This is a genomic window from Pandoraea pnomenusa (genome assembly GCF_040391475.1).
GTDB classification, from domain to species: domain Bacteria; phylum Pseudomonadota; class Gammaproteobacteria; order Burkholderiales; family Burkholderiaceae; genus Pandoraea; species Pandoraea pnomenusa_C.
Window position 1 is genome coordinate 1 of the sequence record NZ_JBEBXS010000009.1, and the last position, 18,362, is coordinate 18,362.

Below are 18,362 nucleotides of genomic sequence, written 5' to 3' on the forward strand. Positions count from 1 at the left end.
GACGTAACGGCGCACGAATTCCGGTGCGTTCGGGTCTTGCGGGGCGAGGGCCATGTTGCGGTTGACTCCGGATGAAGATGCCGACGTCTGTCGTCGGCAAAGAGGGGGGCGGGTGCCTTTGGCGGCACCCGCTTTCGGTTTAGCGTGTCAGGGCCGCGTTGGCGGGGGCGGCTTCGGTGTCTTCGATGGACGCTGCGATCGGCTCGTAGGGCAGGGCGCCATCGAGCACTTTGTGCGCTCTGGCAAAGTCGACGTCTTTTTCCCATGCCGCGACGACGAGCGTCGCCACGCAGTTGCCCAGCAGGTTGGTGATGGCGCGGGCAATGCCCACGAACCAGTCGACCGGCAGGATCAGGACCAGTCCGATGACGGGGATGGCCGGAATGGCCGCCAGCGTCGCCGCCAGGATCACGATGGCCGAACCCGGAATACCGTGCGCACCCTTGGAGGTCAGCAGCGAGACGAGCACGACGAGTATCAGGTCGTGCATCGACAACGGTGTGTTGGTGGCCTGCGCAATGAAGATGACCGCCAGCGTCAGGTAGATGGAGAAGCCATCGAGGTTGAAGGAGTAGCCGGTCGGCACGACAAGGCCCACGGTGGACTTCTTGATGCCCATCCATTCGAGCTTGCGCATGATGGTCGGCAACACGGCATCGGACGACGCAGTGCCCAGCACGATGGACAACTCTTCACGGAAGTACTTGATGAACTTGAAGATGTTGAACCCGGCCAGTCGCAAGACGCCGCCCAGCACCACGGTGACGAAGACGAAGCAGCTCGCGTAGAACACGAGCACGAGCATGCCCAGTTGCTTGAGCGACGCGGCACCGTATTTGCCAGTGGTGAAAGCCACGGCACCCAGCACGCCCAGCGGTGCAAGGCGGATGATGAACGCCATCACGCGGAAGAAGACATGGCTGAGGTCTTCGATGAACCGGGCCACCGGACGCCCGCGCTCACCTAGGGCCGCCAGCGCGCACCCGAACATGACGGAGAAGACAAGGATCTGCAGGATGTCGCCCTTGGCAAAAGCGTCGGTGATGGTGTTGGGAATGATCTTCAGGAGAAAGCCCGCAGTGTCCTTGAGGCTCTTGGCGTTCTCGGTGTACGCCGCCATGGCGCTGGGATCGAGGCTGCGAATGTCGATGTTCATGCCTTCGCCCGGACGCGTCACCCACGCCAGCACGGCGCCGATGACGAGCGCGAAGGTGGTGATGATCTCGAAGTACACGACGGCCTTGACGCCCACGCGGCCGACTTTGCGCAGATCCCCCGCGCTCGCCATGCCACTGACCACGACGCAGAAGACGATCGGTCCGATCACCATCTTGATCAACTTCAGGAAACCGTCTCCCAACGGACGCAACGACTCTCCGAACTGCGGAAACCAGATGCCAAGTGCCACACCTACGATCAACGCAATGACAACTCGGCCAAACAACGAACGAAACACCTTGGGCATGGCTTGTCTCCTCTGCCTGCGCAATTGGCTTCGCACAACTGCGCGTGATTTCTACGTCTGACGGACTGCTCTCGGGGGCTGAATCTCTGTACGGCAACATCCACCCATCAGTGTATTCAAACAAGTCATACCGGTCTGACCAGTGGTGTTATGGCGAATATTAGAAATTCAATATAGTGAGGTCAAGGTGCGTCTTGTGAGGGGATTCCCTAGGGCGGGGGATACGGCCGGGGTGGGCGTCGCGCAGGGTAGTGATCCCCTCGAAATCTTCGGTTTTGGGGACGAATCCGGCCCCGATCGGGGTGAACTTCGCTTTCGCGCCAGCAGTCGCACGGTTATCTGGTGGGCTGTTCGGGCGTGGAATGCGACCCCCGGCAGCGTGCGCAGACCCCCAAACCTGCGAAGAAGGGAGGCGCCATGCGGATGAAGGACACGGTGGTTATGGTGACGGGCAGCGGGCAGGGCATCGGACGCGCGATCGCGATCCGGCTTGCCCAGGAGGGCGCCCGCATCGTGGTGGAAGACCGGCTGGACAATGCCATGGCCGAGCAGACGCTCGACTTCGTGCGCAACGCGGGCAGCGACGGCTGTGTGATCGCAGGCGACGTGGGCAAGGTGGACGACGATCAGGACGTGATCGCCCGCGCCGTGGCCCAAATGGGACGCATCGACGTGCTGGTCAACAACGCCGGGGTGGAGCGTCGCGCACCGTTCCTCGAGGTGACCGAGGCGGACTACGATCTGGTGATGAACGTGAACCTGAAGGGCGCGTTCTTCCTGACACAGGCATTTGTGCGTCACTTGCAGGCGACGAAACGCGGCGGGCGCATCGTCAATGTCAGCTCGGTACACGAGGAACTGCCGTTTCCGCACTTCACGAGCTACTGCGCCAGCAAGGGCGGCATGAAGATGATGATGCGCAATCTGGCCATCGAACTCGCCCCGCTCGGCATTACGGTGAATAACGTGGCGCCCGGCGCCGTCGCCACCCCGATCAACCGGCAACTGCTCGCCAACAAGGCGCAACTGGACGCGCTGGTCGCAAGTATTCCGCTCGGACGCCTCGCCGATCCGAGCGAAGTCGCCAACGCTGTCCTGTTCCTCGCTTCGCCCGACGCCAGCTATGTGACGGGCACTACGCTCTTCATCGACGGCGGTCTGCTCTGGAATTACTCGGAGCAATGACGATGACCGATACCGCACAACGCACGTTGGCCAAAGGCGGCATGACGCCGGACGTCGAACACTCGGCACCGGCCGACGTGCTGACCCCTGCCGACCGCTATCAGGAGCTGTTTGTCGCCGTTCAGACGCAACGCGTGTTTACGGACAGCAAGACGTTCGTCGACTGCGTGCCGACGCTGGCGCCGGAAGCCGTGATGCGCCGCTATCGCGAAGCGGCGCCCCAGCCGGGCTTCGACCTGTCTCGTTTCGTGGCGTCGCACTTCACCCTGGAGCGCACGCCGCCCAGCCACTATGTGTCGGACCCGGGGCAGGGACTCGTCGACCATATCGACGGGCTTTGGGAGGTGCTCACGCGGTTACCGGAGGCGCATCCGGCGTGCAGTTCGCTGTTGCCGCTGCCGCGTCCGTATGTCGTGCCCGGCGGTCGCTTTCACGAACTCTATTACTGGGACTCCTATTTCACGATGCTCGGGCTCGCCCGGAGCGGGCGTCAGGACCTGCTCGTGAGCATGGCCGACAATTTCTCGTTTCTCATCGACACCTACGGCCATATTCCGAACGGTAACCGCACGTACTATCTCAGCCGTTCGCAGCCGCCGATGTACGGCCTGATGGTCGAGCTCTTCGAGTCGCATGGCGTGGCGCACGCCCTGCGGTATCTGCCTCACCTGCGTCGCGAATATGAATACTGGATGGACGGCGAAGCGACGCTCGCGCCGGGCGACGCGCACCGTCACGTCGTGCGCCTGCCCGACGGTGCGCTCCTGAATCGCTATTGGGACGAGCGCGATACGCCCCGCGAGGAGGGCTATCTGGAGGATCTGGGCACCGCGCTGCATGCCCCGCGTCGTCCGGCGGGGGAGGTGTATCGCGATCTTCGTGCCGGCGCAGCCTCGGGCTGGGACTTCAGCTCGCGCTGGCTCGATGACGTCAACGATCTCTCGTCGATTCGCACGACCGCCATCCTGCCCGTCGACCTGAACAGTTTCCTTTTCGCCACGGAGCGCCACATCGCGCGGCTGTGCGATGCCGCCGGCGATACGCAGGCCGCCCAGGCTTTCGTCCAGCGCGCACAGGCCCGGCGCGATGCGATGACACGCTATCTGTGGAGCGACGCGCAGGGCGCGTTTCTCGATTACGACTGGCAACGTGGCGAGCAGCGCCCTTGTTTGTCGGCAGCGCTTGCCACGCCGCTCTTCGTGGGGCTGGCGACGCCCGATCAGGCGCATCGGAGCGCAAAGACGATGCTCGACCGGCTGGTGGCTGCGGGCGGGCTGCGCACGACGGAGACGTCGAGCCTCCAGCAATGGGACCCGCCGAATGGCTGGGCACCGCTGCAATGGATCGGTATCCACGGGCTTCGCAAGTACGGTGAGAACGGGCTGGCGAACGATATCGCCCGTCGCTGGCTCTCGACGGTCAGCGCGCTCTACGCGCGCGAGAGCAAGCTCGTCGAAAAGTATTCGCTGCATACGAGCGACGCGATGTGTGCCTGTGGCGGCGGCGGCGGGGAGTACCCGCTGCAGGACGGCTTCGGCTGGACGAATGGCGTGGTGCGCCGCCTGCTCGGCGATCATCCGGACCATCATGCCCACGAGGTGACGGCACAGGGTCGCCCGCCGCGGCAAATCTCCCGGTAGCGCCCGGCGGGGGGGCGGACGTTTCAATGGGCTGGCGGTTGCGGCTGTCATGCCGACGTCCGACGCAAGGTGTTGCTTCGCCGACGCGTCGGGGGCGCCGGCGGGTGAGGGGAGATTTGGCGTCGTACAATGCGCCATACGAATCCCCGCATTCCCAGTGAGGCCTCATGAAGCATTCGGCGCATGCCGTTACCGACGCCGCCGTCGCCACCATCCGAGAGCGTATCGAACGCCAGGTCTATCCCGCCGGCGCGATGCTTCCTTCGCAACGCCAACTCGCCGAGGAACTGGCCATCAGCCGCGCCTCGCTGCGCGAAGCCCTCTCCACGCTCGAAGCGCTCGGCATGGTCGCCATCCGTCCCGGAAAAGGGGTGTACGTGAACGACGCTTCCGCGCGGGTGGGCGTCGCCTGGCGATTCGCCGACCAGATCTCGCTGGCCGACACGTACCAGTTGCGCTACGCGCTGGAAGGCTTCTCGACCCGGCTCGCCGCCCACGCCGCCAGCGCCGACGAGATCGACTGGCTCACGGATAACGTCGAGACGATGAAGTCCGCGCTGATCGAGGGCGACGTGGATACGGCCGCCCAACTGGACTTCGCGTTTCACCTCCGGATCGTCGGGCTGGCCGGGAACGGCGCGATCGCCGACATTCTTCGCGGCAGCACCGAAATCGTGATGGAAAGCCAGCGCCTGCCGTTCTATCAGCGCGAACTGGTGCTTTCCACCTATCATGAACATCTGGAGATCCTCGACGCGCTGCGACGCCGCGACGGCGCCGCCGCAGGGGCCGCGATGGAGCGCCATATCGTGCTGGCGGCCCAGCGGGCGGGCATTCATTTCCCTATCCCCTCTGCGTATTCGTCCTCCGGCAGCGCAACCCCCAGGGAGAACGCAGAGCGTACTGGTGCGCCACACGTTCAGCTTTGAGAAGATTGGGATTTGCGCTATACTTTGAAGGTTTTAGTCATTTAACCCTCACCCTAGCGCCTACCCGCCTGACATCTCGTCCGCAGCCCGAGCATCCGCTGTGCGCATATTCCGCGCAATTCCGGTGCCCGCGCTGATGTCATCGCGAGCGGACGATGGGGCTGGCAGCCGGGGTGAACCCTTCAGGAGTTTCCCGTGCTGCCGTCATTCCCACCCGCCATTCTCGCGCTCGCTGACGGCACGGTCTTTCGTGGGTACGCCATCGGCGCTGCCGGTCACACCATCGGTGAAGTGGTCTTCAATACGGCCATTACCGGCTACCAGGAAATCCTCACCGACCCGAGCTATGCGCGCCAGATCGTCACGCTGACGTATCCGCACATCGGCAACACGGGCGTCAACGGTGAAGACGTCGAAGCCACGAAAGTCCATGCCGCCGGCCTGATCATCAAGGATCTGCCGATCCTCGACTCGAATTTCCGCGCCGACAAGACGCTGTCGCAATACCTGAAGGACGAAGGCGTCGTTGCCATCGCCGGCATCGACACGCGCCGTCTGACCCGAATCCTGCGTGACAAGGGCGCCCAGAACGGCTGCATCCTCGCCGGCGAAGAAGCCGACGAAGCCAAGGCCATCGCACTCGCCCAATCCTTCCCGGGCCTGGCCGGCATGGACCTCGCCAAGGTAGTCTCGACCACGGAGCAATACGCGTGGACGCAGACGGAGTGGACGCTCGGCGAAGGCTATGGTGAGCAGAAGGATCCGAAATTCCACGTGGTCGCGCTCGACTACGGCGTGAAGCGCAACATTCTGCGCATGCTCGCCGAGCGTGGCTGCAAGGTCACGGTACTGCCCGCCCAAAGCTCGGCCGACGACGTGTTCGCGCTGAACCCGGATGGCGTCTTCCTCTCGAACGGCCCCGGCGATCCCGAGCCGTGCGACTACGCCATTGCGGCCACGAAGACGTTCCTCGAGCGACGCATCCCGACCTTCGGCATCTGCCTCGGCCACCAGATCATGGGCCTGGCCGTCGGCGCCAAGACGCTCAAGATGAAGACCGGTCACCACGGTGCCAACCACCCGGTGAAGGATCTCGCGACCGGCCGCGTCGTCATCACGTCGCAAAACCACGGTTTCGCGGTGGACGCGAACAGCCTGCCCGCCAACGCACGCGTGTCGCACGTGTCGCTGTTCGACGGCACGCTGCAAGGCTTCGAGCTGACGGACCGCCCGGCATTCTGCTTCCAGGGTCACCCGGAAGCCTCGCCCGGCCCGCACGACATCGGCTATCTGTTCGACCGCTTCGTGCAGTCGATGGCCGACGCCAAGCAGCCGGCGTAAGCACAGGCGCGACGAGAAACGGATAAGGAAACACGCACCATGCTCGGAAACTCGATCGGCATCGTCAATCTCTGGACCTATCTGGCCGGAGTGGTGGTGATCATCCTGCTGCCGGGGCCGAACTCGCTTTATGTGCTGTCGGTGGCGGCGCAACGCGGCGTACGGCAGGGCTACGCGGGCGCGTGCGGCGTGTTTCTGGGCGACACGATCCTGATGACGCTGTCGGCCGCAGGCGTGGCCTCGCTGTTGCACGCCCAGCCGGCACTCTTCTTCGTGGTGAAGTACCTCGGCGCAGCCTATCTTTGCTGGATGGGCCTGAACATGCTTCGCGGCGCGCTTGCCAATGCGCGGGCCATCCGGGCCAATGCCGGGGCGGCCGTGGTTGCCGCGACGAAGCATGTCGACGCCGATCACCCGTTCAAGCGTGCGCTGTTCATCAGCCTGCTGAACCCGAAGGCGATCCTGTTCTGCGTGTCGTTTTTCATCCAGTTCGTCGATCCGGGCTACGCCCACCCCGCCGTGTCGTTTGCGGTGCTGGGCGTGATCGTGCAGACCTGCAGTTTCCTGTACCTGAGCACGCTGATCCTGGCCGGTTACCGCCTGGCCGAGCACTTCCGGCAACGTCGCCGGTTGAGCGCCGGGGCAACCGGCGGCGTGGGCGCGCTGTTCGTCAGCTTCGGTGTGAAGCTCGCGACCGCGACGCTGAGTTAAATTTTTGTTGAGAACGTTATGCCAAAGCGCACAGACATCAAGAGCATCCTCATCATCGGCGCCGGCCCGATCATCATCGGTCAGGCATGCGAATTCGATTATTCCGGCGCACAGGCCTGCAAGGCCCTGCGTGAGGAAGGCTACAAGGTCATCCTGATCAACAGCAACCCTGCGACGATCATGACCGACCCGGATACGGCCGATGTGACCTACATCGAGCCGATCACGTGGGAAGTCGTCGAGCGCATCATCGCCAAGGAGCGTCCGGACGCGATCCTGCCGACGATGGGCGGCCAGACCGCGCTGAACTGCGCGCTCGACCTGCATCGTCACGGCGTGCTCGACAAGTACAAGGTGGAGCTGATCGGCGCCTCGCCGGAAGCCATCGACAAGGCCGAAGACCGCCAGAAGTTCAAGGACGCGATGACCAAGATCGGTCTCGGTTCGGCCAAGTCGGGCATCGCGCACTCGATGGAAGAAGCGCTCACCGTGCAGGCCCAGATCATGGCCGAAATCGGCGGCAGCGGTTACCCGATGGTGATCCGCCCGTCGTTCACGCTCGGCGGCTCGGGCGGCGGTATCGCCTACAACCGCGAAGAATTCGAAGAGATCTGCAAGCGCGGTCTCGACCTCTCGCCCACGCGCGAACTGCTCATCGAAGAGTCGCTGCTCGGCTGGAAGGAATTCGAGATGGAAGTCGTGCGCGACCGCGCCGACAACTGCATCATCGTCTGCTCGATCGAAAACCTCGACCCGATGGGCGTGCACACCGGTGACTCGATCACCGTTGCCCCGGCCCAGACGCTCACGGACAAGGAATACCAGCTGCTGCGTAACGCGTCGCTGGCCGTGCTGCGCGAAATCGGCGTGGAGACGGGCGGCTCGAACGTCCAGTTCTCGATCAACCCGAAGGACGGCCGTATGGTCGTCATCGAAATGAACCCGCGCGTGTCGCGCTCGTCGGCACTCGCCTCGAAGGCTACCGGCTTCCCGATCGCCAAGGTCGCTGCCAAGCTGGCCGTGGGCTACACGCTCGACGAACTGCGCAACGAAATTACCGGCGGCGCCACGCCGGCATCGTTCGAGCCGACCATCGACTATGTCGTGACCAAGGTGCCGCGTTTCGCGTTCGAGAAGTTCCGCGAAGCCGATCCCCGCCTGACCACGCAGATGAAATCGGTCGGTGAAGTGATGGCGATGGGTCGCACGTTCCAGGAATCGTTCCAGAAGGCCATGCGTGGTCTGGAAGTCGGTGTGGACGGTCTGGACGAAAAGTCGACCGATCGCGACGAAATCGTGGCCGAGATCGGCGAACCGGGCCCGGACCGTATCTGGTACGTGGGCGACGCGTTCCGTCTGGGCATGAGCCTCGAAGAGGTCTACGCCGAGACGGCGATCGACCCGTGGTTCCTCGCCCAGCTCGAAGCCATCGTCAAGAAGGAAAAGGCGCTCGCCGGCCGCACGCTCGAAAGCCTGACGACCGAAGAACTGCGCTTCCTGAAGCAAAGCGGCTTCTCGGATCGCCGTCTGGCCAAGCTGCTCGGTACCGACCAGACCGCCGTGCGTCGTGCGCGTATCGCCCAGAAGGTGCGCCCGGTCTATAAGCGCGTCGACACCTGCGCTGCCGAATTCTCGACCAACACCGCCTACATGTACTCGACCTACGAGGAAGAGTGCGAAGCCCAACCGACCAACAAGAAGAAGGTCATGGTGCTCGGCGGCGGCCCGAACCGTATCGGCCAGGGTATCGAGTTCGACTACTGCTGCGTACACGCCGCGCTCGCCCTGCGAGAAGACGGTTACGAAACCATCATGGTCAACTGCAACCCGGAAACGGTGTCGACGGACTATGACACGTCGGATCGTCTGTACTTCGAGCCGGTGACGCTGGAAGACGTGCTGGAAATCGTCGACCTCGAAAAGCCGGTCGGTGTGATCGTCCAGTACGGCGGTCAGACCCCGCTGAAGCTCGCGCTCGATCTCGAGGCGAACGGCGTGCCGATCGTCGGCACCAGCCCGGACATGATCGACGCCGCCGAAGACCGCGAGCGCTTCCAGAAGCTGTTGCATGACCTGGGCCTGCGTCAGCCGCCGAACCGCACGGCGCGCGCCGAAGACGAAGCCCTGAAGCTGGCTTCGGAAATCGGCTATCCGCTGGTGGTGCGCCCGTCGTACGTGCTGGGTGGCCGCGCGATGGAAATCGTGCACGAGCCGCGTGACCTCGAGCGCTACATGCGTGAGGCCGTCAAGGTGAGCCACGACAGCCCGGTGCTGCTCGACCGCTTCCTCGACGACGCGATCGAGTGCGACGTCGATTGCATCTCGGACGGCACGGACGTCTACATCGGTGGCGTGATGGAACACATCGAACAGGCGGGCGTTCACTCGGGTGACTCGGCTTGCTCGCTGCCCCCGTACTCGCTGTCCGCACAGACGGTCGCCGAACTCAAGCGTCAGACGGCTGCGATGGCCAAGGCGCTCAACGTGGTCGGCCTGATGAACGTGCAGTTCGCGATTCAGCAGGGCAACGGTGTCGACACGATCTACGTGCTCGAAGTGAACCCGCGCGCCTCGCGTACGGTGCCGTACGTTTCGAAGGCAACGGGCCGCCAGTTGGCCAAGATCGCCGCTCGCGCAATGGTCGGTCAGTCGCTCAAGTCGCAAAAGGTGACGAGCGAAGTGGTGCCGCCGTACTTCAGCGTCAAGGAAGCCGTGTTCCCGTTCGTGAAGTTCCCGGGCGTCGACCCGGTGCTCGGACCGGAAATGCGCTCGACGGGCGAGGTGATGGGCGTGGGCCGTACGTTTGGCGAGGCGCTCTTCAAGTCGCAACTGGCAGCAGGCTCGCGCCTGCCGGCCTCGGGCACGGTGCTGCTCACGGTCAAGGACGCCGACAAGCCGCGCGCGGTCGAAGTCGCCCGCATGCTGCACGCGCTCGGCTACCCGATCGTGGCAACGCGCGGCACGGCGGCCGCCATCGAAGCCGCCGGTATTCCGGTGCGTGTGGTCAACAAGGTGAAGGACGGCCGTCCGCACATCGTCGACATGATCAAGAACGGCGAGATCGCGCTGGTGTTCACCACGGTGGACGAAACCCGCACGGCGATTGCCGATTCGCGCTCGATCCGTATGTCGGCGCAGGCGCACAAGGTTACGTATTACACGACGATCTCCGGCGCTCGCGCGGCCGTGGAAGGCCTGAAGTACCTGCAAAACCTCGAGGTCTACGATCTCCAGGGGCTGCACGCAACGCTGCCGGCCTGATCGACCAGGCGTCCGTAGTCTGAGGCAACATTGCCCGGTGGCGGTCTGCCGTACCGGGCAATGTCGCCAATAAGGGGCATTCGTCGGGAACCGATCCCGGTCGGATGCGCCAAACGATGTATTGGCAGTGCGACGCCGCGTGGCCGACCCTCGGGTTGGCAGCGTTGGCAAGTCTGCTACACTAGCATCACATAGGTGTCACAGCCGCGGTTGAGCGGCGTTCGCAACAAGTGCGAATGCGGCTTTGCTGCGGCAATTTTTTTGTCTTTCGGAACAACGCGCATGAGTACCATTCCTCTGACCAAGCGGGGCGCCGCGCTGCTCAAGGACGAGCTGCACCGCCTGAAGACCGTCGAACGTCCGAACGTGATCACTGCGATTGCTGAAGCCCGTGCGCAGGGTGACCTGTCGGAAAACGCGGAATACGACGCCGCAAAAGAAAAGCAAGGCTTCATCGAAGGTCGTATCGCCGATCTGGAGTCGAAACTCTCGGCTGCGCAGATCATCGATCCGTCCGCACTCGACGCCGAAGGCCGCGTGGTGTTTGCCGCGACGGTCGAACTCGAAGACCTCGAGAACGGCGGTACGGTGCTGTATCAGATTGTCGGCGACGATGAAGCCGACCTGGAGCACGGCAAGATTTCGGTGAGTTCGCCGATCGCCCGTGCGTTGATTGGCAAGTACGCAGGCGATGTGGCCGAAGTGCAGGCCCCGAGCGGCGTGCGTGAGTACGAGATCATCGATGTCCGCTACGTCTGAAGTGACGTCTGCCGGCGGCGCGCCGAAGCTGGAACGTCTGTTCCGTCTGATCGCGACCGTCTGGTGCGGTAGTCAGTGGGCGATTGGCTATATCGTCGCCCCCACGCTGTTTGCGGTGCTCGAATCACGCACCGTAGCCGGCACGGTCGCCGGCCGCCTGTTCCACACGCAAGCCTGGCTGAGCCTGGTGTGCGGTGTATTGCTGGTATGGCTTGCGACGGCACTCGTTGCCCGTACCGGTAGCGCCCAGGCGGCTCGGGCCTATCGCGCGCTGCGCTGGCTCGCGGTGGCCATGATGGTGTGTGTGCTGATTTCGTCGTTCGGCCTGCAGCCGTACATGGCGGATCTGCGAGCCCAGGCCGAGGCCTCGGGTGTCGAGATCGGTCAATCGGTCCTGGCTGCCAAGTTCGGCATGCTGCACGGCATTTCGAGCGGTATCTACCTGCTGCAGAGCTTGCTTGGCATTGTGCTGATCTGGCGTCAGCCGGTGCGCGGCTAAATGCCGCAGGGGTGTGTGAGGCGTTGTTGATCGGCGCCTTTCGCGCCCCATAAAAAAACGCGCCCGACAATGTCTGGGCGCGTTCTCTTGAGTGCTGGCGGATTGTGTGATCCGCCCGACTCGCAGGCGAATCAGTCGTTACGCTGGCGCTTGACGCTGGTTTGGCGCTTCTTGGCCTTTTTGACGATGCCACCGGCCGTCATGCGCTCGTTGCCGCGAACGGTCACTTTCTTGACCATCGGACGACGTCCCGCATTGGTGCTGTTCTTGACGACGGTGACGGTGCGCGGGGCACGGCCCTTGACGGTGGCGCCGGTGCCGCCGGATTTGGCGCGAACCGGGGCTTCCACCTCGTCGGCCGCCGGGCGGTACAGGACGAGCAGCTTGCCGATGTGTTGCACGGGCGCTGCACTCAACTGGTCGCAGATGGATTCGTAGATGGCCACGCGCGTATCGCGTTCGTCGCCGAACACACGCACCTTGATCAGTTCGTGGGCCTTCAGGGCGCCGTCGATTTCCTTGAGCACCGCCGGCGTCAAGCCGTCGGCGCCGATCAGAACGACGGGATTCAGCGCATGGGCGGCGGAGCGCAAGTCGGCGCGTTGCGCCGGGGTCAGGGTCAAAGCGGGCATAGAAGACAGACGAGACAAACAAGTTAGGATGCGCCCGCCAACGGCGACCGGGGCGTCTGCGCAGGCAGACCGGCTCGCGTATTTTGGGCGCGCAAGGGCGTATTATCCTGCAAATTGCAGCGTTTTCGAAGAATCATGGCAAAAAACCGTTTCAGCCACGCATGGCTGCACGATCACATCAACGATCCCTACGTCAAAATGGCGCAGCGCGAGGGCTATCGCGCCCGTGCTGCCTACAAACTCAAGGAAATCGACGAGCAGGACCGGCTGATCAAGCCCGGTCAGGTCATTGTCGACCTGGGTTCCACGCCCGGTAGCTGGAGCCAGTACGCGCGCAACAAGCTCGCCAAGGGCTCGCGCGTCGAGGGTGGCATCGACGGCACGATCATCGCGCTGGATATCCTGCCGATGGATCCGATCGCCGACGTTCACTTCCTCCAGGGGGATTTCCGCGAAGACAGTGTGCTCGCGCAGCTCGAAGAAATCGTTGCCGGACGCAAAGTCGACCTTGTAGTTTCGGATATGGCCCCCAACTTGTCCGGCGTGGCATCGGCCGATGCCGCGCGAATCGAGCATTTATGCGACCTGGCGCTCGATTTTGCGCAAAGGCACCTGAAACCGGAGGGAGCATTGCTGGTCAAATGTTTTCACGGTAGCGGGTATAGCCAGATCGTCGAGAAATTCAAGCAACAGTTCAAAACGGTGGCGCCGCGCAAGCCGAAGGCGTCTCGAGACAAATCTTCCGAAACGTTTATTCTCGGACGGGGTTTGAAAAAACCGGCTTGATGCCCGTCAAACCGGCGCATTGGCGCTATGGTGGCGGTAAAGAATCACTATGGCGGTGCGCCTGCGAGTGGATTAGAATGAATTCCTGGCGCGAAGCGATTTCATGAAGGAGCAACGCTTTGAACAATAATATGTTTTCCAAAGCGGCGGTGTGGTTGGTCATCGCGCTGGTCTTGTTTACTGTTTTCAAACAGTTCGACAAGCCGCACGTCCAGGAGGGCGTGACGTACTCCCAGTTCATGGACGATGCCAAGAACGGCAAGATCAAGAACGTGGTGGTGCAAGGGCGCAGCCTTCAGGTCACCCCTAGCGACGGCCAGAAGTACACCATCGTGTCGCCGGGCGACATCTGGATGGTGGGCGACCTCATGAAGTACGGTGTTCAGGTCTCGGGTAAGGCCGACGACGAACCGAACGTGCTCATGTCCGCGCTGTACTACCTCGGACCCACGCTGCTGATCATCGGCTTCTGGTTCTACATGATGCGACAGATGCAGGGCGGGGGTAAGGGCGGTGCCTTCTCCTTCGGCAAATCCCGTGCGCGCCTCATTGACGAGAATGCCAATCCGGTTACCTTTGCCGACGTCGCCGGCTGCGACGAAGCGAAGTACGAAGTGGGCGAACTCGTCGACTTCCTGAAAGATCCTCAGAAATTCCAGAAGCTGGGCGGACGTATTCCGCGCGGCGTGCTGCTGGTCGGCCCGCCGGGAACCGGTAAGACGTTGCTGGCCCGCGCTATCGCTGGCGAAGCCAAGGTGCCGTTCTTCAGCATCTCGGGTTCGGACTTCGTGGAAATGTTCGTTGGCGTGGGTGCTGCCCGCGTGCGCGACATGTTCGAAAACGCGAAGAAGCAGTCGCCGTGTATCGTGTTCATCGACGAAATCGACGCAGTCGGCCGTCATCGTGGCGCGGGCATGGGCGGCGGTAACGACGAACGCGAGCAGACGCTGAACCAGATGCTGGTCGAAATGGACGGCTTCGAGGCCAACTCGGGCGTGATCGTGATTGCCGCGACCAACCGTTCGGACGTGCTGGACAAGGCGCTGCTGCGTCCGGGCCGCTTCGACCGTCAGGTCTACGTCGGTCTGCCGGACATCCGTGGCCGCGAACAGATTCTGAAGGTCCACCTGCGCAAGGTGCCGATTGCGAACGACGTTGATGCGTCGGTCATCGCGCGCGGTACGCCGGGCATGTCGGGCGCCGATCTGGCCAACCTCGTGAACGAAGCGGCACTGTTTGCGGCGCGCCGTAACAAGCGCATCGTGGAAATGCTCGACTTCGAAGACGCGAAGGACAAGATCTTCATGGGTCCGGAGCGCAAGTCGGCGGTCATGCGCGACGAAGAGCGCCGCGCCACCGCTTATCACGAGTCGGGTCACGCGGTCGTCGCCATGCTGTTGCCGGGTGCCGATCCGGTGCACAAGGTCACGATCATTCCGCGTGGCTGGGCGCTGGGTCTGACGATGCAACTGCCGGAGCACGACAAGTATTCGGAGTACCGCGACACGATGCTCACGCAGATCGCCATTCTGTTCGGCGGTCGTGCAGCGGAAGAGGTCTTCATCAACAAGATGTCGACGGGTGCCTCGAACGACTTCGAACGTGCCACCAAGCTGGCTCGCGACATGGTGACCCGCTACGGTATGTCGGACGCCCTGGGCCCGATGGTCTACGTGGACACGGAGCAGGATTCGGTGTTTGGCCGGATGTCGGCCAAGTCGGTGTCGGAAGCCACGCAGCAGAAGGTCGATGGGGAAGTTCGCCGCATTCTGGACGAACAGTACGCACTGGCGAAGAAGCTGCTGGAAGACAACCGCGAGAAGGTCGAGTCGATGACCCAGGCCCTGATGGAATGGGAAACGATCGACGGCGAGCAGATCAACGACATCATGGATGGCCGTCCGCCGCGTCCGCCGAAGAACGGTCCGACGAATGGCGGCGCTTCGGGTGGCAACCCGCCGCTCAAGCCCAGCAATACCCCGGCAACCGTCTGATCGGTTGCCACCGACGGGAGCTTTCGTCCCGTTAATCGCAAAAAGGCCGGCATCTTGCCGGCCTTTTTGCGTTGTGGCGATACCGCCTGTGATGAGGCGAGCGCAGGCGACCGTGAAATTCGGTGTTACCGAGTGTTTCCGTAGTCGATACAAGAGGCGAATCCGGTAACATTACGGCCATAAACTGGCGTGCCGGGCACCCCGGGACGTACTTCTGTCCGCCTTGACGGCGCGGGCCGCCATACCGGTCTTACTGAGCTACGAGCGTCCGAATGTCCACTGAGCAGTCCCAATTTCCTCCTTCCGTACCGTCGGCCGCCGACGACATCGTGCTGGGCGCCGAGAGCGCAGAGGCACAGGCCAAGCCTGCCAATCTGGCATTTGGCCCGCGTTTCCGGTTGGATGCCGGGCGAGTCCACGTCATGGGCATTCTGAACGTCACGCCCGATTCGTTTTCCGACGGCGGCAAGTTTGTCGCGCGCGATGCCGCGTTGCGCCACGCCGAGCAATTGATTGCGGAGGGTGTCGATATTCTGGATATCGGCGGCGAGTCGACCCGTCCGGGGGCCGAAGCGCTGGCCGAAGACGCCGAACTCGAACGGGTGGTGCCGATCGTCGAAGCGTTGCGCGATTGCGGGGTGCCACTGTCCATCGACACCTACAAGCCGGGTGTGATGCGGGCCGTGCTGGCCGCGGGCGCCGACATGATCAACGACATCTGGGGTTTTCAGCAGCCCGGCGCCATCGAGGCCGTGCGCGACAGCGAAGCGGCGCTTTGCATCATGCACATGCTGCACGACCCGAAAACGATGCAGGATGCCCCGATTTACACCGATGTGGTGACGGAAGTCGCCGCCTTCCTGGATGGTCGTGTCGATAAGCTGCTGTCGTCAGGTGTTGCGCCGACGCGTCTATATCTGGATCCGGGGTTCGGCTTTGGCAAGAATCTCGCCCATAATCTCGCCTTGCTCAAGCACCTGCGGGTGCTCTCGCGCGACGGCCTGCCGTTGCTGGTGGGCATGTCGCGCAAGCGCATGCTCGGTGAGATCACCGGCCGCCAGACGCCCACGGAGCGTCGCGTGGCCAGCGTGGCCGCCGCGTTGTGTGCGGCGCAGCAGGGCGCTGCGATCGTGCGAGTGCACGACGTTGCCGAGACGGTCGATGCGCTCAAGGTCTGGCAGGCCGTGCGCGACGCCGAGTAAGCGGCACGGAACAGCGACGCAAACCCGTGCAATGGCAGCGCTTGAGCCTCACTGCCGGTGATCTCCGACGGGGACCGAGCGGGGACGCAGATCATGGAAAATGGCGGCGGCCACGCTGCACCGGCGAACGACAGCAATACCAAAAACGAAAGATGCGCATGCCTGGCACGTCAACGGGCACAGCGCAGCACCTGGGAACGAAGCAATGATGAAACGACGCTATTTTGGGACCGATGGAGTTCGCGGCACGGTAGGCGAGAGCCCCATCACACCGGAGTTTGTGCTGCGCCTCGGCTACGCTGCCGGTCGCGTGCTGGCCGGGAATCAGACATTGGGGCGCCCGACAGTGCTGATCGGCAAGGACACGCGCGTTTCGGGCTACATGCTCGAAGCCGCACTGGAGGCCGGCTTTGCGGCCGCTGGCGTTGACACCATGATGGCCGGCCCGATGCCCACGCCTGCCGTGGCATACCTCACCCGGGCGCTGCGCCTGGCGGCGGGCGTCGTCATCAGCGCGTCGCACAATCCGTACCACGACAACGGCATCAAGTTCTTCTCGGCAGACGGTAACAAGCTGCCGGACCAGACCGAACTGGCCATCGAGGCTGAGCTCGACAACCCGATGACCTGCGTGCGTTCCGAGCAACTCGGCAAGGCGCGCCGCCTGGAGGATGCCGCCGGGCGCTACATCGAGTTCTGCAAGAGCACGTTCCCGAACGACTTCGACCTGCGCGGCATGAAGATCGTGGTCGACTGCGCCAATGGCGCGGCCTACCACATCGCCCCGCACGTCTTCCACGAACTGGGTGCGGAAGTCATCGCCATCGGGAATCAGCCGAATGGCTTCAACATCAACGAAGACTGTGGCGCCACGTCGCCGGACGCGCTCATGCGCGCTGTCAGGGCGAACCATGCGGATATCGGCATAGCGCTCGACGGCGACGCCGACCGCCTGCAGATCGTGGACTCCGCCGGTCGTCTCTATAACGGCGACGAACTGCTGTATCTGCTCGTCAAGGACCGTCTGGACAATGGTGGCGTGGCGGGGGCCGTGGGCACCCTGATGACCAACATGGCTGTGGAAGTCGCACTAAAGGCGATGGGCGTGCCTTTCGTGCGTGCCAAGGTCGGCGATCGCTACGTGCTGGAGCAGCTCTACAAGCATGGCTGGCAGATCGGTGCCGAAGGCTCGGGCCATATCCTGTGTCTGGACAAGCACACCACCGGCGACGGCATCATCTCCGCGCTGCAGGTGCTGGCGGCCATTCGCCGGGCGGACAACAAGCCGCTCGCCAAGCTGCTCGACGGCGTGCGTCTGTTCCCGCAACACATGATCAACGTTCGCACCGCGGCTGGTTACGACTGGCAAAGCGACACGAAGCTGGCCGCCGAGCGCGAGGCCGTCGAGGCCACGCTGGGCGATACGGGCCGCGTGCTGATTCGCGCGTCGGGCACCGAGCCCGTGCTGCGGGTGATGGTCGAAGCCCGTGATGAGTCGCAAGCCACGTCATTTGCGCAACAGTTGGCCAACGTCGTCAAGGCAGCCGCCTGAGGCGATTCAAAATGAACCGGTCGCCGGTTCATCGCAGTAAAGCAGGGCCGTCACCCGTCGTGACGGCCCTTTTCATTTCCCTCCGCCCAATCCGGAGTCTGCGCCGCCACCGCATCGCAATGCGCTGACATTCACGTTCCAGCGATGGTAATTGCTGCGTTGAGGCAACCGCATTTGTGACAACTTTCGTGACGACTGTCGGCGTCTTTCCGACATCGATCCGTCACTGTCACAACCCTGACATCCCCCGGAAACACGCGGTATGGCGGCGAAAATGCGGCTAGGAATCGTCCGAAACCCGCGCCGCACAAGGGTTTTGCCAAAACCGTCCGAGGGCCGCTGAAACGCATGCAATGTGACGTTTCGATGGCGACTTCGTGACAGTCCGATGGTGAGGTTTCGAAAA

General features: G+C 63.2%; 14 protein-coding genes. 12 read left to right on the top strand and 2 right to left on the bottom strand.

The window, feature by feature from the left end:
• Positions 1 to 139 precede the first annotated feature (139 nt).
• Positions 140 to 1,465, bottom strand: coding sequence for a C4-dicarboxylate transporter DctA (locus ABWO90_RS11400; RefSeq protein ID WP_353191345.1), 1,326 nt, complete (start codon positions 1,463 to 1,465; stop codon positions 140 to 142).
• Between the two features lie 417 nt (positions 1,466 to 1,882).
• Here ABWO90_RS11400 and ABWO90_RS11405 point away from each other — a divergent pair, with 417 nt between their 5' ends.
• The 8 genes from ABWO90_RS11405 (at position 1,883) to ABWO90_RS11440 (ending at position 11,790) form a co-directional block, all read left to right on the top strand.
• On the top strand, positions 1,883 to 2,650 hold the full coding sequence (locus ABWO90_RS11405; RefSeq protein WP_353191346.1) for an SDR family NAD(P)-dependent oxidoreductase: 768 nt from the start codon (positions 1,883 to 1,885) through the stop codon (positions 2,648 to 2,650).
• Positions 2,647 to 4,290, top strand: a complete 1,644-nt coding sequence (gene treF, locus ABWO90_RS11410; RefSeq protein WP_353191347.1) for an alpha,alpha-trehalase TreF — start codon at positions 2,647 to 2,649, stop codon at positions 4,288 to 4,290. Before ABWO90_RS11405 ends, treF begins: the two co-directional genes overlap by 4 nt.
• A 167-nt stretch (positions 4,291 to 4,457) precedes the next feature.
• Positions 4,458 to 5,219, top strand: coding sequence for a FadR/GntR family transcriptional regulator (locus tag ABWO90_RS11415; protein WP_353191348.1), 762 nt, complete (start codon positions 4,458 to 4,460; stop codon positions 5,217 to 5,219).
• A gap of 195 nt (positions 5,220 to 5,414) precedes the next feature.
• The gene (gene carA / locus ABWO90_RS11420) at positions 5,415 to 6,560 is read left to right on the top strand and encodes a glutamine-hydrolyzing carbamoyl-phosphate synthase small subunit (RefSeq protein ID WP_353191349.1); all 1,146 of its coding nucleotides are present in this window, start codon (positions 5,415 to 5,417) and stop codon (positions 6,558 to 6,560) included.
• 39 nt (positions 6,561 to 6,599) lie between these two features.
• A complete protein-coding gene (gene leuE / locus ABWO90_RS11425) occupies positions 6,600 to 7,271 on the top strand; it encodes a leucine efflux protein LeuE (protein ID WP_353191350.1) in 672 nt (223 codons plus the stop codon).
• A gap of 18 nt (positions 7,272 to 7,289) precedes the next feature.
• The gene (gene carB / locus ABWO90_RS11430) at positions 7,290 to 10,532 is read left to right on the top strand and encodes a carbamoyl-phosphate synthase large subunit (RefSeq protein ID WP_353191351.1); all 3,243 of its coding nucleotides are present in this window, start codon (positions 7,290 to 7,292) and stop codon (positions 10,530 to 10,532) included.
• A gap of 282 nt (positions 10,533 to 10,814) precedes the next feature.
• Positions 10,815 to 11,291: a transcription elongation factor GreA gene (greA, locus tag ABWO90_RS11435; RefSeq protein WP_353191352.1), complete on the top strand. Its 477-nt coding sequence runs from the start codon at positions 10,815 to 10,817 to the stop codon at positions 11,289 to 11,291.
• Positions 11,275 to 11,790, top strand: coding sequence for a DUF4149 domain-containing protein (locus ABWO90_RS11440; protein ID WP_353191353.1), 516 nt, complete (start codon positions 11,275 to 11,277; stop codon positions 11,788 to 11,790). Before greA ends, ABWO90_RS11440 begins: the two co-directional genes overlap by 17 nt.
• A 131-nt stretch (positions 11,791 to 11,921) precedes the next feature.
• On the opposite strand, the gene yhbY is transcribed toward ABWO90_RS11440, so the two are convergent.
• The gene (gene yhbY / locus ABWO90_RS11445; protein ID WP_353191354.1) at positions 11,922 to 12,422 is read right to left on the bottom strand and encodes a ribosome assembly RNA-binding protein YhbY; all 501 of its coding nucleotides are present in this window, start codon (positions 12,420 to 12,422) and stop codon (positions 11,922 to 11,924) included.
• Between the two features lie 135 nt (positions 12,423 to 12,557).
• On the opposite strand from yhbY, the gene ABWO90_RS11450 reads away from it, so the two are divergent.
• The 4 genes from ABWO90_RS11450 (at position 12,558) to glmM (ending at position 17,956) form a co-directional block, all read left to right on the top strand.
• Positions 12,558 to 13,208 carry an RlmE family RNA methyltransferase gene (locus ABWO90_RS11450; protein WP_353191536.1) on the top strand — a complete coding sequence of 217 codons (651 nt, stop codon included), beginning with the start codon at positions 12,558 to 12,560 and terminating at the stop codon, positions 13,206 to 13,208.
• Between the two features lie 119 nt (positions 13,209 to 13,327).
• On the top strand, positions 13,328 to 15,202 hold the full coding sequence (gene ftsH / locus ABWO90_RS11455) for an ATP-dependent zinc metalloprotease FtsH (RefSeq protein ID WP_353191355.1): 1,875 nt from the start codon (positions 13,328 to 13,330) through the stop codon (positions 15,200 to 15,202).
• A 272-nt stretch (positions 15,203 to 15,474) separates the two neighbouring features.
• Entirely contained in the window at positions 15,475 to 16,404 is a 930-nt protein-coding gene (gene folP, locus ABWO90_RS11460; protein WP_353191356.1) for a dihydropteroate synthase, read from the top strand.
• Positions 16,405 to 16,612: 208 nt separating this feature from the next.
• Positions 16,613 to 17,956: a phosphoglucosamine mutase gene (glmM, locus tag ABWO90_RS11465; protein WP_353191357.1), complete on the top strand. Its 1,344-nt coding sequence runs from the start codon at positions 16,613 to 16,615 to the stop codon at positions 17,954 to 17,956.
• The last annotated feature ends 406 nt before the right edge of the window (positions 17,957 to 18,362 follow it).

What these genes read in the sequence shown, in the direction of transcription:
- ABWO90_RS11400 (WP_353191345.1), bottom strand. Translation starts at nt 1,465, where the DNA reads ATGCCCAAGGTGTTTCGTTCGTTGTTTGGCCGAGTTGTCATTGCGTTG.
- ABWO90_RS11405 (WP_353191346.1), top strand. Translation starts at nt 1,883, where the DNA reads ATGCGGATGAAGGACACGGTGGTTATGGTGACGGGCAGCGGGCAGGGC.
- treF (WP_353191347.1), top strand. Translation starts at nt 2,647, where the DNA reads ATGACGATGACCGATACCGCACAACGCACGTTGGCCAAAGGCGGCATG.
- ABWO90_RS11415 (WP_353191348.1), top strand. Translation starts at nt 4,458, where the DNA reads ATGAAGCATTCGGCGCATGCCGTTACCGACGCCGCCGTCGCCACCATC.
- leuE (WP_353191350.1), top strand. Translation starts at nt 6,600, where the DNA reads ATGCTCGGAAACTCGATCGGCATCGTCAATCTCTGGACCTATCTGGCC.
- carB (WP_353191351.1), top strand. Translation starts at nt 7,290, where the DNA reads ATGCCAAAGCGCACAGACATCAAGAGCATCCTCATCATCGGCGCCGGC.
- greA (WP_353191352.1), top strand. Translation starts at nt 10,815, where the DNA reads ATGAGTACCATTCCTCTGACCAAGCGGGGCGCCGCGCTGCTCAAGGAC.
- ABWO90_RS11440 (WP_353191353.1), top strand. Translation starts at nt 11,275, where the DNA reads ATGTCCGCTACGTCTGAAGTGACGTCTGCCGGCGGCGCGCCGAAGCTG.
- yhbY (WP_353191354.1), bottom strand. Translation starts at nt 12,422, where the DNA reads ATGCCCGCTTTGACCCTGACCCCGGCGCAACGCGCCGACTTGCGCTCC.
- ABWO90_RS11450 (WP_353191536.1), top strand. Translation starts at nt 12,558, where the DNA reads ATGGCAAAAAACCGTTTCAGCCACGCATGGCTGCACGATCACATCAAC.
- folP (WP_353191356.1), top strand. Translation starts at nt 15,475, where the DNA reads ATGTCCACTGAGCAGTCCCAATTTCCTCCTTCCGTACCGTCGGCCGCC.
- glmM (WP_353191357.1), top strand. Translation starts at nt 16,613, where the DNA reads ATGAAACGACGCTATTTTGGGACCGATGGAGTTCGCGGCACGGTAGGC.